At 49.2% G+C, this 14,937-nt stretch carries 16 protein-coding genes; 4 read left to right on the top strand and 12 right to left on the bottom strand.

The features are described from left to right. Positions 1 to 47 precede the first annotated feature (47 nt). Positions 48 to 1,259, bottom strand: a complete 1,212-nt coding sequence (locus SB24_RS13950; protein WP_205747456.1) for a pyridoxal-phosphate-dependent aminotransferase family protein — start codon at positions 1,257 to 1,259, stop codon at positions 48 to 50. Positions 1,260 to 1,319: 60 nt separating this feature from the next. Further along, entirely contained in the window at positions 1,320 to 2,561 is a 1,242-nt protein-coding gene (gene allC, locus SB24_RS13945) for an allantoate deiminase (RefSeq protein ID WP_039253973.1), read from the bottom strand. Between the two features lie 219 nt (positions 2,562 to 2,780). Here allC and SB24_RS13940 point away from each other — a divergent pair, with 219 nt between their 5' ends. After that, positions 2,781 to 3,650 carry an endonuclease I family protein gene (locus SB24_RS13940; RefSeq protein ID WP_039253972.1) on the top strand — a complete coding sequence of 290 codons (870 nt, stop codon included), beginning with the start codon at positions 2,781 to 2,783 and terminating at the stop codon, positions 3,648 to 3,650. A gap of 49 nt (positions 3,651 to 3,699) precedes the next feature. On the opposite strand, the gene SB24_RS13935 is transcribed toward SB24_RS13940, so the two are convergent. Further along, on the bottom strand, positions 3,700 to 4,806 hold the full coding sequence (locus SB24_RS13935; RefSeq protein ID WP_039253968.1) for an ABC transporter ATP-binding protein: 1,107 nt from the start codon (positions 4,804 to 4,806) through the stop codon (positions 3,700 to 3,702). Positions 4,807 to 4,961: 155 nt separating this feature from the next. Between SB24_RS13935 and SB24_RS13930 the strand changes: the two genes are divergently transcribed. Further along, positions 4,962 to 5,690 (top strand): transcriptional regulator FrlR, encoded by a 729-nt coding sequence (locus tag SB24_RS13930; RefSeq protein WP_012118372.1) that lies wholly within the window; start codon positions 4,962 to 4,964, stop codon positions 5,688 to 5,690. 24 nt (positions 5,691 to 5,714) lie between these two features. Here SB24_RS13930 and SB24_RS13925 read toward each other — a convergent pair whose 3' ends face one another. The 5 genes from SB24_RS13925 to SB24_RS13905 all read right to left on the bottom strand — a co-directional run bounded on the left by SB24_RS13925 (position 5,715) and on the right by SB24_RS13905 (position 10,711). Continuing rightward, entirely contained in the window at positions 5,715 to 6,569 is an 855-nt protein-coding gene (locus SB24_RS13925) for a PfkB family carbohydrate kinase (RefSeq protein WP_039253965.1), read from the bottom strand. Positions 6,570 to 6,582: 13 nt separating this feature from the next. After that, positions 6,583 to 7,467, bottom strand: a complete 885-nt coding sequence (locus SB24_RS13920; protein ID WP_033574891.1) for a carbohydrate ABC transporter permease — start codon at positions 7,465 to 7,467, stop codon at positions 6,583 to 6,585. 3 nt (positions 7,468 to 7,470) lie between these two features. Then, the gene (locus SB24_RS13915) at positions 7,471 to 8,361 is read right to left on the bottom strand and encodes a carbohydrate ABC transporter permease (protein ID WP_012118373.1); all 891 of its coding nucleotides are present in this window, start codon (positions 8,359 to 8,361) and stop codon (positions 7,471 to 7,473) included. A 24-nt stretch (positions 8,362 to 8,385) separates the two neighbouring features. Continuing rightward, complete coding sequence (locus SB24_RS13910) at positions 8,386 to 9,651, bottom strand: ABC transporter substrate-binding protein (protein WP_039255045.1); 1,266 nt, start codon at positions 9,649 to 9,651, stop codon at positions 8,386 to 8,388. A gap of 73 nt (positions 9,652 to 9,724) precedes the next feature. Continuing rightward, the gene (locus SB24_RS13905; protein ID WP_039253962.1) at positions 9,725 to 10,711 is read right to left on the bottom strand and encodes an SIS domain-containing protein; all 987 of its coding nucleotides are present in this window, start codon (positions 10,709 to 10,711) and stop codon (positions 9,725 to 9,727) included. Positions 10,712 to 10,907: 196 nt separating this feature from the next. On the opposite strand from SB24_RS13905, the gene SB24_RS13900 reads away from it, so the two are divergent. Then, positions 10,908 to 11,834, top strand: coding sequence for a MerR family transcriptional regulator (locus tag SB24_RS13900; RefSeq protein WP_039253960.1), 927 nt, complete (start codon positions 10,908 to 10,910; stop codon positions 11,832 to 11,834). A 183-nt stretch (positions 11,835 to 12,017) separates the two neighbouring features. On the opposite strand, the gene SB24_RS20450 is transcribed toward SB24_RS13900, so the two are convergent. Next, positions 12,018 to 12,221: a sporulation delaying protein family toxin gene (locus tag SB24_RS20450; RefSeq protein WP_223609745.1), complete on the bottom strand. Its 204-nt coding sequence runs from the start codon at positions 12,219 to 12,221 to the stop codon at positions 12,018 to 12,020. Positions 12,222 to 12,294: 73 nt separating this feature from the next. On the opposite strand from SB24_RS20450, the gene SB24_RS13890 reads away from it, so the two are divergent. Further along, entirely contained in the window at positions 12,295 to 12,567 is a 273-nt protein-coding gene (locus tag SB24_RS13890) for a DUF1648 domain-containing protein (RefSeq protein ID WP_015240532.1), read from the top strand. A gap of 38 nt (positions 12,568 to 12,605) precedes the next feature. Here SB24_RS13890 and SB24_RS13885 read toward each other — a convergent pair whose 3' ends face one another. From SB24_RS13885 to SB24_RS13875, 3 genes are all read right to left on the bottom strand, one after another. After that, positions 12,606 to 12,980: a nucleotide excision repair endonuclease gene (locus SB24_RS13885; protein WP_007410094.1), complete on the bottom strand. Its 375-nt coding sequence runs from the start codon at positions 12,978 to 12,980 to the stop codon at positions 12,606 to 12,608. Between the two features lie 65 nt (positions 12,981 to 13,045). Then, the gene (locus SB24_RS13880; RefSeq protein WP_039253957.1) at positions 13,046 to 14,161 is read right to left on the bottom strand and encodes an NAD(P)/FAD-dependent oxidoreductase; all 1,116 of its coding nucleotides are present in this window, start codon (positions 14,159 to 14,161) and stop codon (positions 13,046 to 13,048) included. A gap of 37 nt (positions 14,162 to 14,198) precedes the next feature. Further along, positions 14,199 to 14,900 (bottom strand): class I SAM-dependent methyltransferase, encoded by a 702-nt coding sequence (locus tag SB24_RS13875; protein WP_039253955.1) that lies wholly within the window; start codon positions 14,898 to 14,900, stop codon positions 14,199 to 14,201. Between the last annotated feature and the right edge of the window lie 37 nt (positions 14,901 to 14,937).

Raw genomic sequence — 14,937 nt, 5'->3', positions numbered from 1 at the left:
GGGAAAAGGGAAAAAAGTCCAGATGATTTCAATCTCGTTTTCATGTCTCATGACAGCACACCGGTTTCAGCCGGCAAATCATATATGTTAAGGGCCGCCTGCAGCGCTTCCCCGGCTTTAACGGCAACTCCGTGTCTGATCAGAACCGCCTCAAGTCCGGCCAGCACAAACAGCACATTTTCCTTTCTGCAGCTGTAGCCCATCGTTCCGATTCGCCAAATTTTCCCCTGCAGCGGACCGAACGAGCTGGCGATTTCAATTCCGAATTGAGACAAAAGCATACTCCTGATCGATTCGCCGTCTGCTTCCGGCGGAATCTTCACACATGTGACGACAGGCAGCTTCGCCTCCGGATCGCCGAATAAATCAAGGCCCATCGCTGCAAGTCCCGCCGTAAGCGCTTTTTCATGACGCTGATGCCTGCGGAACCGTTCTTCAAGTCCTTCTTCCAGGACAAGGCGCACACCCTCCCGCAGCGCATAAAGCATTGCTGTCGCTTCTGTATGGTGATTCAGCCTTCTTTCACTCCAATAATCTTCGAGCTGGCTCAGATCAAAATAGTTGCTCGTAACCGGCCGATGACCGGACAGCATTTTACCGTCAGCTGCCGTCGCAATGCCACGTTCTACCTTTTTACGCGCGGCAATGACAGCTGCCGTCCGGTCATTATAAGTAATCGGCGCCATTCCGGAGGGCACCGATAGGCATTTTTGCGTTCCCCCGATAACTGCGTCAATCTTCCATTCATCCGTTTTTACGGCGCAGCCTCCGATCGTGGCCACGGCATCCACGATAAAGAGTGCGTCTTGGGCGCGGCACGCTTCCCCGATTTCTTTCAGCGGGTGAATCCGCCCCGTTGATGTTTCTCCGTGCACCATAGCGACGATTTTCGGGGAAATCTTTTTCATCTCGCCGATAATCTCTTCAGGCCGGAAGACCGTTCCCCATTCACACTCGATCGTATGAACGTCCGCTCCGTACCGCTCGGCGATTTCAGTCAGCAGGTGTCCGAAGCGTCCGTATATCGGAACGAGCACGCTGTCGCCCGGTTCTATCACACTTGCGAGAACAGCCTCAATCCCCGCTCTTGATGTGCCGTCAATCGGATAGGCCCAGCGGTTTTCCGTTTGAAACAATTCACGGAGCATTTGCATCGTTTCGTTCATGATACCGGTAAATGCCGGGTCAAACTGGCCGAGGATCGGAGCGCCCATCGCCCTCAGCACTCTCGGTTCAGCTTCTGTCGGTCCCGGTGTCATAATCGTTCTTTGCGGAATGCACAATTCTTTTCTGGTCGGCACGCCGATTCCCCCTTTACGTTAATAGGCAAGTTTATGTAATACATTCGCCAGCGTAAGGACGCCGGTTTCAAGCTGATGTGCGGGTGTGAATTCAAGCGGCGAGTGGCTGATCCCGCCACGGCTCGGCACAAACAGCATGCAGGCCGGAAAGGTTCTGCCGAACATCTGGGCGTCATGTCCCGCTCCGCTTACGATCTTCTCCGGGTCCGCCCCCTGCTCTTTTGCAGCCTCTGCTGCGGTTCGTGTCAGTGTCTGATCCATTTGAACCGGCTCTATCCTCATATATTCATCAATAACAGGTCTGACTCCTTTGCTGCGGCTGATGTTTTCAATAATCGACACCAGTTTCTGACGGAAGGCTGCCAGCACGTCTTCCTGCTGGTGGCGAATATCAACGGAAAACTGGATACGGCCCGGAATGACATTCGCCATATTCGGCTCAACCGTCATTTTCCCGCACGTCAGGCGGAGCTCTTCCGGCTGTCTTTCCGCTGAGAGCATGAGTTCGTGGATGATGCTGCTTCCCGCCGCGAGCGGATCTTTCCGCCATTTCATTGAAGTGGTCCCCGCATGGTTGCATTCACCGTCAAGCGTAACGGTATAGCGTCTCTGTCCGGCAATCCCGGTGACAATCCCGATATCCTTTCCCGATCGTTCAAGCGTTTGCCCCTGTTCTATATGAATTTCCAGAAAGGCACTAATATCAGTGCGCAGCGGCGCCGGATAACGGCCTGCACCGAAGCCGTTCTGCCGCATGGCTTCTTTCAGAGAAATGCCGGACGCGTCTTTCGGCGTTTCCGCATCTGAAAGCGAGAAAGCACCGGCGATATTGCCTGAGCCCCAATAGGTGATGGGAAAACGGCTCCCTTCCTCTTCACAGAGCGACACAGCCTCCAGCGTTTTTTTCGGACGCCCGCACGTCTCATGCAAATGCCGGATCGCCAGCATGCCCGCCAGCACGCCGAACGCACCGTCATATTTGCCGCCGTCAATAACGGTGTCAATATGCGACCCGGTCAGAATCACCTGATCAGGCGATTCTGTGCCGTTCAGACGGCCGAATACGTTACCGACATCGTCAAATGCCGTTTCCAGCCCGAACGCCTCCATTTTCTTTTTGACGGCAAGCTGGGCGTCCATCCATTCTTTCGTATATAAAAGCCTCGTCACTCCGCCGGAAGCGGAAGCGCCGAATTGAGACAGCCATTGTATGTCGTCGGAAATCCCGATATTCGCCGCCGAAAGCTGCTGATGTTCCATACACGCCCTCCTTTTAAACTGAAAAACTGACAAGATGATCTTCATTATAGAAGGAGCGCATTATGAGTTCATTATCATATCCTCTAAAAAATCAATGATTTTCCGGATACTTTGACCAAGAAACCGCCCCTCTGTCCCATAAGCCGAAGGAACCATTTTTCAAAAAAGATAGAATATTAGATTTATTTTTTGGATAATAGAGGTAAAGGAGGGCAAGTCATGACAAAAAAACTTTGGTTTCTGCCGATTGTCTGCCTGTTTTTCATTTTTGGATGGGCTGCGCCGTCAGCCTCTGCGGGCGAGCCGGCTGACACAAATCTGTACAGCCGGCTCGCGGTTTCAACTTCCGGCGGCACAACTCTTTTTCCGCAAACTGCCTCAGCTGTCATCACTCCGTCTGCGGATACGGACACATATTATAAAGAAGCTTCCGGAAAAAGCGGAACAGCCTTAAAGAGCGCCCTGCACCGCATCATCAGCGGACATACTAAGCTGTCTTACAGCCAAGTATGGAATGCATTGAAGGAAACTGACGAAGATCCGGCAAATCCGAACAATGTCATCTTGCTCTACACCCAGGAATCACGGGCCAAAAGTAAAAACGGCGGCAGCGTCGGGGACTGGAACCGCGAACACGTGTGGGCAAAGTCACACGGAAACTTCGGAACAGCTGCCGGCCCCGGGACGGACATTCATCATCTGCGCCCTGCAGACGTTCAGGTGAACAGCGCCAGAGGAAATATGGATTTTGATAACGGCGGCTCAGAATACCCGAAAGCGCCGGGCAATTATTACGACGGTGATTCCTGGGAGCCGCGTGATGAGGTTAAAGGAGACGTCGCCCGCATGCTGTTTTACATGGCGGTGCGTTATGAAGGAGACGACGGGTATCCTGACCTTGAGCTGAATGATAAAACCGGAAACGGCTCAGCTCCTTACATGGGAAAACTGTCCGTTTTGCTCAAATGGAATCAACAAGACCCCGTCGACAGTAAGGAAAAACGGCGGAACGAAATCATTTACGAAGACTATCAGCATAACCGCAATCCGTTTATCGACCATCCGGAATGGGCGGACGAAATCTGGTAATCGTATCATAAGAAGTGATAAGGGAGCCCCGATCATCAGGCTCCCTTTTTCAATATACGGCGTTTTCAGTGTCGGCATCAAAAAAGACGGCCCGGTTCATATTGACCGCAAGCAGAATGGCATCGCCGGGTTTCACCTGTGAAGCGCCGTCAAGACGGATCGTCATGCGGTCATCTCCGCTCACCGCATGAACGTACATCTCCGCGCCTAAGTTTTCACATACTTCCGCCACAGCGCGGCACACCGCTTCAGGCGGGTGCTCTGATTGTCCGGCAAGCGTCAAATGCTCCGGACGCAGCCCCGCAATCATCTCCTTACCGCTGTATCCTTTCTGCACAAGAACAGCCGCTTTTTCTTTCGGAATGGGCAGACGAACGGACGAACCGGCAAAATACCATTGCCCGTGACTTTCTTCAATGACGCCTTTTATAAAATTCATACTCGGAGAACCGATAAAACCCGCCACAAACAGATTCGCCGGATAATGATAAATCTCATGGGGGCTTGCGGCCTGCTGAATATCTCCTTCATTCATCACGACAATCCGGTCGCCCATTGTCATCGCTTCCGTCTGATCATGCGTCACATAAACGATGGTCGCTTTCAAACGCTGATGGAGCTTGCTGATTTCGGCGCGCATCGTCACTCGCAATTTCGCGTCTAAGTTGGAAAGCGGCTCGTCCATCAGAAACACTTTCGGCTCCCGCACGATCGACCGGCCGAGCGCAACCCGCTGCCGTTGCCCGCCTGAGAGAGCCTTAGGTTTCCGCTTGAGCAGATGCCCGATTTCCAAAATATCGGCGGCCGTCCGGACTCGCTCTGCAATTTCTTTTTTCGGCAGCTTTTTGAGCTTCAAACCGAACGCCATATTGTCAAACACCGTCATGTGGGGATACAGCGCGTAATTCTGAAAAACCATTGCGATATCGCGATCCTTCGGGGGCAGATCGTTCACCGCGTCTCCGTCGATATAAAGCTTCCCCTCAGAAATGCTCTCCAGTCCGGCAATCATTCTGAGTGTCGTAGATTTGCCGCAGCCGGAGGGACCGACAAGCACCAGCATCTCCTCATCTTTTACATCTAAGTGAAAATCCTTCACTGCCGCCGATTGGGCGCCGTATGTTTTTTTGATATGGTCAAATGTTAATGATGCCATTCGAAACCTCCTCCAATACTGGAAACCGCCACATCTTTCTGTTATGTTAAAAATGCTCGGGGTTTCTGACAGATTCATAAATAAAAAGCAAATTTGTATTATAACGTCATAATACATATAATAGTACTACTACTTGACAAAGGAGGTCCGTCCCATTGTTAAATAACGGGAGCTCGAAACCTTTATATATTCAGCTGAAACAAATTATCGCGGACGATATCAAGAAGGGCGTTTATTCGCCGTCCGTGAAACTGCCGACCGAAAATGAGCTGTGCGAAACGTACAACGTCAGCCGCATAACGGTCAGGAAGGCCATCCTTGATCTTGTGGAAGAAGGCTGGCTCGTCCGGCAGCAGGGAAAGGGAACGTTCGTTAAAAGCCCTAAACTGAAGCGGGAGCTCATCGCGGTCAACGGCTACTCTGAATTTATGGAATCAACGGGGAAAAAACCGAAACACCAGATCCTTTCCCATGAAATCATTGAAGCGCCTAAATCCATCGCCCAAAAACTTCGCGTCGCTTCCGAAAGTCCCGTTCTTGAATTAAAACGCATTTTATTTCACGACGACCAGCCGCTCTCATTCGAAATCGCCCACTATCCGCTCAGTTTATTTCCCGACATCGGCAAGCATATTAAAGGCGGCGTGTCGATGCATGACATTTTGAAACAGCACTATCAGGTGGTGCCCACCCATAATACGAAGCTGTTAAATGTCGTATACGCCAAGCAGGAAGAAAGCCGCTATCTGGCTTGTGATATCGGGGATGCGCTTTTTGAAATTGACAAAACCGCTTTTATGTCAAAAGACCAGCCGATATACAGCTCGCTGTTTTTAATGCATACCGACCGCGTCACGTTTACCATTAACAGTCCCTATGCGTAACAAGTATAAAAAACGAGACAATGCTTATCGTATTCTCGTTTTTTCACTGCTTTTCCCGCCGCCCGGCCTGTAGGGATGCCCGTAACCGAACGCTCCGAACCCTCCGCATGTTTTGGCAGCCGTCCCGGCGCCCGCAGTAAGCGCTCGCCGAATATCCTGATGCTCGAAGAAATCGGTAAGAAACCCGGCGATAAAAGAATCACCCGCGCCCAATGTATCTATTATATCAGCTCTTACCACCGGCTGATGATAGACGCGTTCCCCATCCGATAACACCGCGCCATATTCTCCCCTTGTCAGACAGACGATTTTCGCTCCGAAACCGCGGGCTTTTTCGGCAAGCCGCATACATTCACTTTCACTCAAATCACTCCCGGAAAAAAACGCATACGTCACGTACGGACAGACCGCTTCTAAATAGGCTTCGTCACGTTTTACAGAGAAGTCAAAGGAAATCGGCACATGGCCGCTCAGCATCGGAAGGTCACGTTCTATCCTGCTGTATACGCTCGTATGCAGCAGATCATGTCCGGCGATAAATGAGATGTCATTCTCCTGAAAAGCGAGCGTCAGACGCGATTGCACGCCGCCTTTATTTGATCCGGCAAATATCCTGTCCCCTCTTTCATCAAGCGTGACGACCGCCATCCCGTTTTCTCCGTATGCCCGGCGGATCAGATCGGCATTCACCTTTTCCAGTTTCAGCACATTCAATACGTGATCCGCCGCTTCATCACTGCCGAGAATCCCGATATAAGAAGTTTCGTGGCCTAAGCGCCGGGCAAGCACGGCTACGTTTAACGCATTTCCGCCCGGGTAAAACGTCTCCTGATCCTGATAATAATCTACTACATTATCTCCGGCCGCTATCAGTTTCATCTTTTCATCCTCCTTATCCTTTTACGCTTCCCGCAGCAATGCCGCGGATAAAATATCTCTGCATCAATAAAAACAGCGCGATGATCGGAGCAGCAGAAATCGTCAGCCCGGCCAGCAGCACACCCCAATCCGTCTGCAGGGCATCTCTGAACTGCATCAGCCCGGCCGGAATCGTCCGTAAATTTTCATCATCGATAAAAATAATCGCAAACATAAACTCATTCCATGTATGGTAAGCCGTCAAAATGCCTGATGTCACCAGAATCGGCACGCTCATAGGTAAGAATATTCTGAAAAATATTCCGAAACTTGTACATCCATCCAGATAGGCAGCTTCCTCAAGCTCTTTGGAAATCGACAAAAAATAGGAACGGATCAGAATCACGGTAAACGGAATACGGTAGGCGGCGTACGGAAGAATCAATGCCCAATACGTATTGTACAGTCCCAATGACTGGATAATGGAGTACAGCGGCACAAGACTGACCTGCGGCGTCAGCATCAAGCCGCCAAGACAAATGATCAGCACAAACCCTTTTCCTTTAAATTGAAAACGGGCCAGCCCGTATGCCGCCCAGGCGCTCACAAATACGGTGATGAGACAAGTCAGCACGGTCACAATGACGCTGTTCATAAAATAAGCGGAAATCCCTTGGTTCCATGCGGATACGAAGTTTTCGGGATGCCAGACAGAGGGCAGCGACCAGCTGTGCTCAAAAATCTCATCCGAGCTTTTAAAGGCGCTGACCGCCATCCATAACAGCGGATAAGCAACGGCAATGAGGTAGATTAAGAGAAACAGCCACACAGACGTTTCCCCGACATACCATTTTCTCGGTTTTCCGCCTGTTCTGACGGCCTGACGGGCATGACGCAAGTCCGTCTTTTCAGGAAGCATCGGCTACTCCTCCTTTCCGGTCTTAAAGAATTTCATCTGAATAAGCGACAGAGCAAGCGTCAGCAAAAGCACCACCGTCGCGATCGCAGAAGCGTAGCCCATCATATCCTTTGTAAAAGCGCTCTTATACAAAAATGTGCTCAGCACTTCTGAAGCATTGCCCGGCCCTCCGCCGGTCAGAATATACGGTTCATTAAATACGGTAAATGCGCCGGTCAGCGTCATCACCACGGCAACAAACGACATTTCTTTCGTCTGCGGCACCGTAATGTGAAAAAACTGCTGGATTTTTCCGGCTCCGTCCAGCTGCGCCGATTCATATAATTCAGCGGGAATGCTCTGAATCGAGACAATGTACAGCATGGCGATGTAACCGACAGACTGCCATTGAGACACAAAAATGACAGACAGCATAGCGGTGTTTTCATCGCCCAGCCACGCCCGGGTCAGTTCATCAAGTCCGACGGCTTCCAGCAGCTGATTCAAGAGACCGATTTCCGGGTTATAAATAAAATCAAACAACAGCGCAATGACGGTCATGGAAATGACAACCGGAAGAAAAAAGACCGTGCGGAAAAACGGCGACCATTTTCTTACCAATCTGTCTTCCAGCACGGCCGCCAGAATTAAGCCGCCGCCAACCTGGCAAATCAGCGATATGACCGCATACAGCACATTGTTGCGGAGTGCTGTAAAAAACACGGGATCGTGAAACAGGTCAATATAATTTTTCAAACCGATAAACGTCTTTTCGGGTTGAAATGAGCTCCATTCAAACAGACTGAAAAACACATTCTCAATAATCGGAATGTAAACGAACAGCAGAAAAATCAGCGCGGGCGCGAGAAACAGATACGGAATGAAACGTTTTCGGCTGACCAAGGAAATCCTCATCTCCTTTCTCCAAAGAAATCTGTTCTATTCAGATGACGCTTTGACCTGACGCGCCGCTTTCTGCACGGAATTCATCACCTCGCGCGGTGTCATTGTGCCGCCGAGCATCTGCTGAACGCCTGCCGCATACACATCGGCGATTTCAACGTCAACATCCATATCAAACCACGGCACCATTGATTCGGCGCGGACGATATCCTGCACGGCTTCACGCTGGATCGGGGCGGAATTGTTTTCTGTCGCCGTTCCTTGAACCGCGCTGTATTTACCGACGTCTTTTATCAGCTTCTCTCCCATTTTTTTCGAGGTTAAAAACTGTAGAAATTCCATGGCTTCTTTCGGGTGCTTCGTTTTTGAGGAAATCATAAATCCTTCCGGAGATCCGGTCAGTGCACGGGGAGATCCCTTTTCGCCGCTGAGTTTCGGGAAAGGAAACAAGCCCAGATTGACCGGTTCGACGAGCTTAATTTCTGCCGTTTCCGCATAAATCATCGCCGCTTTGCCGCTCGTAAACTGCTGGCGCACGTATTCGTGATCAACGGAGTTCACGTGCTTTGTAAAGTACGGCAGAAGTTCCTGAAGCTTTTCAAGCGCTTTGACATAGCCTTCGTCCGTAAACTCCCCGGTTTCCGGGCTGTAATCCTTCGCCCGCGTTTTTTCATCCACCATACGCTGGTTCAGCGTCCCGATATAATGAGAAATCGTCCAAGGCGCTTTTGTGCCGAAACTGATCGGAATATATCCGTTCTCTTTCAATTTCTCAGAGACTGTGATCAGTTCATCCCATGTCGCCGGGGGCTTCAAATGTAATGTATGAAAAATGTCCTTATTATAAAAGAATGATTTAGCGTCCATTTGCCACGGAACACCGTACTGTTTTCCGTCATGCGTAAAGGGTTTGATTTGTGACTGCACAAGCTGTGAGGACCAATCTTTATCCTGCTGATAGTAAGACGACAGATCGAGGGCTTTATCTCCTTTGATGAATTTATAAGCAAACCGGTCGCTCCATGAAAAGAAAATATCAGGGGGGCTCGTTGTTCCGAGCATGACTTTCACCTTGTCTTTATAAGAATCGTTTAAGACCGCTTCCGTTTGGATATGAATATCCGGATGAGCAGCTTCAAATTCTTTGACCGCTTCTTCGAAATAGCTTTTTTCCGGCTCCTTCGGCCACCTGTGAAAAAACTTCAAGGTCACTTTTCCGTCAGAGGAACTGCTTTGGCTTGAACAGGCGGCGGCTGACAGACATACGGCTAACAGAACGAACAGGCAGATGAGCTTTTTCAGATGCTTTTCCTCCTTTGTCACCGGACTATAACGTTATATATCATTATAGTCCGGTGAAATATAATGCGCGTTCTTAATATTCGACTTTCCACATGTAACGCCGCTGGCTTAACGGATGGTTCCTTGCTTCCGCCAGCGCATCCGCATAGCTTCTGAGCACCCGGTTTAATACGAGAGGAGCCAGATAGCCTTTTACAGAATCGTCAATTCCGGAAAAATCATATGCTGCCGCATCAAGCACAGTCAGTTTTTTGCCGTATCTTTTTGAGAAGGAAAGCGCCCGCTCTTCAAGGGGTCTTGTTTCGTCTAAGCCGAGCAGGATAATAAATGGAACGGATTCATCAATGATTTCGAACGGTCCGTGAAAATATTCTCCGGCATGAATGGCGTGGGAATGAATCCATTGCATTTCCATGAGAATGCAGATGCTGTAGGAGTAAGCGACGCCGTAGTTCGCACCGCTTGCCATCGTGTAAATGATATCTTCTTTTTCGTGGGCTTTCGCGAATGCCTTTGCGTGATCCGCTTCTTGTTTAAGCGCTTTGTCATATACGGTCTGGAGCTTATTGAGTCCGTCGATCGCGTGCTCAAACGCGGTATGGTTTTCCAGCACGTGTAAAGCGCCGAACACGATTTGATACAGAACCCCGTAATTCGTGTTTATCGCCTGTGCATTCTCACCCCAGTCATACACCGCGACATATTCGGCTTCTTTCGCTAGCGGAGAATCAGGCTCAAAGGTCATCGCAATCGTAAGCGCGCCTTTTTTTCTGGCGAAACCGGCGGCTTTCACCGTTTCCGGCGTATTGCCTGACTGAGAACATAAAATCACGAGAGAGTTCTCCCCGAGCTGAACGGGATTGCGCTGAATAAATTCATTTGAACTGTAGAGATCAGAGCTGATGGCTTTCGCCTCTCTGTCAAACACGTACTTGCTCGGATACATAATGGCTGAAGAACCCCCGCAAGCGACGAAAAAGACGTGGTCAATCGTTTTTCCTTTCAGATCATCCAAGAAAGCCTGAACTTTGTGATTCACTTGTGCGGCAGTTTGACTCAAATCCTTCACTCCTCAGTGTTTTATTATATAACGTTATATAACATTATATAACGTTATATTAATCGCAACAAAGGTGCGTTGTCAATCATATTTTCTGAAATTTCTAAAATATAAAATAAACCCGTCTTATTTGCCGCCCTCTCTTGACCTGACCCTTAGAGACACGTTTAGAATGAAAAACAGGGAGTGATTCAGAATGAATATAAAAGAAGCCGCAAGGCAGACGGGTCTCACGAAAAAAGCCATCAAATATTATGAGCAGGAAGGTTTAATCACCGTCAGCAAAAACCCTGATAACGGATACCGTGAGTATTCCGCTCAGAACGTGAATACGCTGAAAATGATTGCCGCCCTCCGAATGCTGGCACTGTCTGTAAGCGATATTAAAGCGTTCCTCTTAGAGGGCAGCAGTCTGCATGATATACTGCGCCGGCAGCATCAAAAGCTCAGTCGGCAGATTGAAGAGCTTGAGCAGGAACGGAAACTGACTGAAATGCTGATCAAACGCGTGGAAGATGCGGAAAATGTCGATTCAATTCTGCATGATATCGGCGAGGTCAAAATAGATGAACCGAAGTATATGGGACTTCAGCTGAAAAAACTGTTCCCGGGAGATTTCGGAAAATTTATCGCCGCGCTGTTTGAACCGTTCCTCGACTTTTCTATTGATACAGATGAGAAAAAAACGATATGGGCAAAGCTTATTAAAGTATTGGATGATATGGAAGAAGTTCCGGCTGCACACCCGATGATGCAGCTGGTCGGCAAGGAGGATCCGGCTCAGCTCCAGCAGCACAAAGTCCAGCATGACCAATTTATCGAGCGGATTTTGGAGAGAGACCCCGCCACTTGGGACACTCATAAAAACATCATCATTCAGCTTGTGAAAAGAGTGCAGACAGATGAAGAATACAGGGAAAGCCTGATCAAGGTCGGAGAATCCGCTTCTGATCTGCCCGCGCTGAAGGCGGGATCGCCTTTCAGCAATCTTCTTCAAAAGCTCAGCCCGAAATATGACACGTACGTGCGACTTCAGCTTGAACTGAAAAAAGAAGCCGACGAGGAACTCGGCTTTGATTCAGAAGCATATTTAAAAGAGATGCTTCAATCAAAAAAACGCTAAGGTTCGTTTCCTTAGCGTTTTCTTTCTTCATCCTCAGTGCTGCGCGTTAATGCGGTCAACGACATTAGCGATGAGCTGCTCTTTTCCTAAGTCGGAATCTTCGTCAACGCTTGCTACTGTCAAAATGATGGCCGCTACCGCAAGAGCGATCGTCTCAATGGCGGCCGCCGCGTTTAAAAATACCTATACAGCCGTTGCGCATTGGCCGATGGCCGTTGATTTTCCTTTGTCCATGCTCTTTTTGTCAAATTCTTCTTTCAGCACTTTCGCCATAATCTGCGAACCTTGATCAATGACGCTGTTCACTTTCTCATAATCGCCGCTGTAGACCGCCGCTTTCAACTCTTTAAAATAATCCCGCGATGACTTTTTAATATCAGCGATCACCTGATCGGAAACACCCATAAGATAAATACTGAAACTAATGAAATTTTTAACACTAAAAAAAGGGAGTGTTCATATGTTTTTAATGAATGATAAAGTGCTGTGGGGTGCTGTAGTTCTCGCCTTTATTCTGTCGATTGTGTTTTATCCGTTTCTTCCTGCTGATATGGCTATTCACTATGACGTGTCGAACCGTCCGAATACATCAATCAATAAAACGGCCGGCGTCCTGATTTTTCCCGTGCTCATGATGATCTGCATGTTATTCAGAAAAAAGGTCGTCCAGCTGTTCCTCATCGTTTACTGTCTGCTGATCGTGCATATTGCCGTGATGTGGCTGGCACTGTAAACATAAAGAAAACCGGAGCCCTTAAGCTCCGGTTTTTCTTATTTATAAAATACTTTCTCAATGTTGTATTTCGACTGAAGGGTATTGATCGCGTACGTTTCGTAAATCTCCCTTTCCATCGGATCATTTACGACACATACTTCAATTTTATACACTTCGTCCCTGTGATGTTTAACAGGCGACACATTGTCTTCAAAATGCTTTTTGATTCTTTGTCTTAATTTACGGGCTTTCCCGACAAACAGCAGCTCATCATGAATGTTATAAAACATAAAGATGCCGCCTTTGTCTCTCGGAATTTGGTGAAAATCAATGAAACCGTAAATCGCTTTAATCGCCGGTTCATTCTCCGACGGTGACTGCTGCCGTTCCGTAATGGTTACATCAGGAGCAGGAAGGTTTATTTTTATCAAATGGGTCACGTCCTCTTATTCATTAAAGCTCCATCCTATCATAAGAATGCGCCAAAAGCTATTTTTTATTCAAGCGCCCCGGCCGGATCATAAAGGCTTACATCAATTTCCGTCTGCTGCCCGAGCGCGAGTTTCGCCAGTTCAGCCCCCAGATACGGCCCGCTCGTCAGTCCTGAGGCGCCCAGCCCGTTGGCAACGAGGAGTCCGCTGATATTCGGCACTTTGCCGATGACGGGAAGAAAACCGGGAGTAAACGGCCTGAAACCGACTCTTGTCTCTATTACAGTACTGTCTGAAAGCCCCGGCGCCACGGTTAATGCTTTGTCAAAAATCTCGCGGAGACCGCCGGCCGTCACCCGCAAATCCATGCCGGTATCGTTTTCATGAGTCGCGCCCGCTATGATTCTGCCGCTGTCAAAGGCGAGAATGTATTGATCGTTTGGAGGCATGACGACGGGCCAGCCGCCCGTATCCTCTCCCTGAAGCTCTAAATGAACGATCTGTGCCTTTTGGTATGATACTGAAAAGCGGATGCCGAGCGGCTCAAGCAGCTCTCTCGCCCAAGCGCCGGCCGTTACGAGAACCTGGTCGGCAGTAAGCGTGCGTTCTGCGGTTTTCACACCGATGACGGCACCGTCCTCTGTCAATATTGACGCTTCTTCATTGTAAACAATCGCGCCGTGCTTAACGGCCGCGTTTAACAGCGCCTTACGAAGCGCCCTCCCGTTCACCCGGGCCGCGCCGCTGACATGAACCGCCCCGTATTCCTCCGACAGCGCGGGGAACAGCGCCTTCGTTTCTTCCGGAGTCAGTCTTGTAATGTCACCGATTTCAGGGGCGTCCTCTCTTCTTTTATAAGCTCTTTCCTCCATTTGGCTGAGCTTTTTTTCATCCGTATGGAGGCTGACGGCTCCGACCTTTTGATAACCGGTTTCTGTTTCTCCGTCAGCTTCAAGCTGCTGTATCAATTGGTTATAATAGCGGGCTCCGCCTTTTGCGATCGCATACCATGCCTGATTGCGGCGCTGTGACAGCCACGGGCAGACGATCCCCGCCGCGGCGTCAGTCGCCTGCCCCGGGTGCTTCCGGTCAATGACCGTTACATCCGCCCCGGCCTTTGCGAGATGATAAGCCGCGGACGCACCGAGAATGCCGGCTCCGATAATTATATAAGACTTCATGTGTAACACCTTTTCTATCTGTTTTGTCTTATTTATTTTAACAAATGGAGCGCCCGGTTCCTACCGGAGTCCTGACAGCAATGATGAGTTTTGAAAACGGAAACGTATAATAAAAGGAATACGTTCTTGTGTGAAAGCCGTTTTCCTCAAGAATTGCTCTGTATTGTGATGTATTTTTTATATCTGACACGGCCAATGTGCCGCCAGGCTTCAGCACCCTCACCATTTCCGCAATCGCCCGTTCCCTCTCTTTTCTGCCTGAAATGTTATGTACGGTAAAATGTGAAATGACAAGGTCAAACGTTTTATCAGGAAACGGCATGGCTTGCGCGAGTCCGTCATACAAATCAATTTCCGGCGCTCCTTCTGCCCGTCTGTTCTTTTCGAATGCGTCTCTCCCGTTTCCGCCCAGATCCCAGCTTGACCATTTGTCAATCGCTGAGACGTCAGCGCCTTTTTGAGCCGCGGCGATCGCTAATAGCCCCCGCCCCGTACCGACATCAAGCACCTTCATGTCCGGCTTTAAACCGGAAAGCGCAAGAATGCGATGGCGGTGTAAAAGTTTAATGGCCGTTGAATACAAGAGCATCCAAAGACCGAGCAATAAAAACAAGGTGCCCGTCAGCCAGCCCCAGTAAGGAGGAATCATACCGCATAACGTGGCTGCAGCATAAAGGAGCGCAAGAAAGATAAATCCAAACGCTCCATAAGGCGCATCAATTCCGTATCGTGTTGTCATACTGTCAAGTCCTTTCAATATTTAACCAACTATTATA

Source organism: Bacillus sp. Pc3 (assembly GCF_000815145.1).
Lineage (GTDB): Bacteria > Bacillota > Bacilli > Bacillales > Bacillaceae > Bacillus > Bacillus velezensis.
The sequence above is the reverse complement of the archived record's forward strand: the minus strand, read 5'-3'. Positions and strand labels throughout refer to the sequence as shown.

What these genes read in the sequence shown, in the direction of transcription:
- SB24_RS13950 (WP_205747456.1), bottom strand. Translation starts at nt 1,259, where the DNA reads ATGACACCGGGACCGACAGAAGCTGAACCGAGAGTGCTGAGGGCGATG.
- allC (WP_039253973.1), bottom strand. Translation starts at nt 2,561, where the DNA reads ATGGAACATCAGCAGCTTTCGGCGGCGAATATCGGGATTTCCGACGAC.
- SB24_RS13940 (WP_039253972.1), top strand. Translation starts at nt 2,781, where the DNA reads ATGACAAAAAAACTTTGGTTTCTGCCGATTGTCTGCCTGTTTTTCATT.
- SB24_RS13935 (WP_039253968.1), bottom strand. Translation starts at nt 4,806, where the DNA reads ATGGCATCATTAACATTTGACCATATCAAAAAAACATACGGCGCCCAA.
- SB24_RS13925 (WP_039253965.1), bottom strand. Translation starts at nt 6,569, where the DNA reads ATGAAACTGATAGCGGCCGGAGATAATGTAGTAGATTATTATCAGGAT.
- SB24_RS13920 (WP_033574891.1), bottom strand. Translation starts at nt 7,467, where the DNA reads ATGCTTCCTGAAAAGACGGACTTGCGTCATGCCCGTCAGGCCGTCAGA.
- SB24_RS13915 (WP_012118373.1), bottom strand. Translation starts at nt 8,361, where the DNA reads ATGAGGATTTCCTTGGTCAGCCGAAAACGTTTCATTCCGTATCTGTTT.
- SB24_RS13900 (WP_039253960.1), top strand. Translation starts at nt 10,908, where the DNA reads ATGAATATAAAAGAAGCCGCAAGGCAGACGGGTCTCACGAAAAAAGCC.
- SB24_RS13890 (WP_015240532.1), top strand. Translation starts at nt 12,295, where the DNA reads ATGTTTTTAATGAATGATAAAGTGCTGTGGGGTGCTGTAGTTCTCGCC.
- SB24_RS13880 (WP_039253957.1), bottom strand. Translation starts at nt 14,161, where the DNA reads ATGAAGTCTTATATAATTATCGGAGCCGGCATTCTCGGTGCGTCCGCG.
- SB24_RS13875 (WP_039253955.1), bottom strand. Translation starts at nt 14,900, where the DNA reads ATGACAACACGATACGGAATTGATGCGCCTTATGGAGCGTTTGGATTT.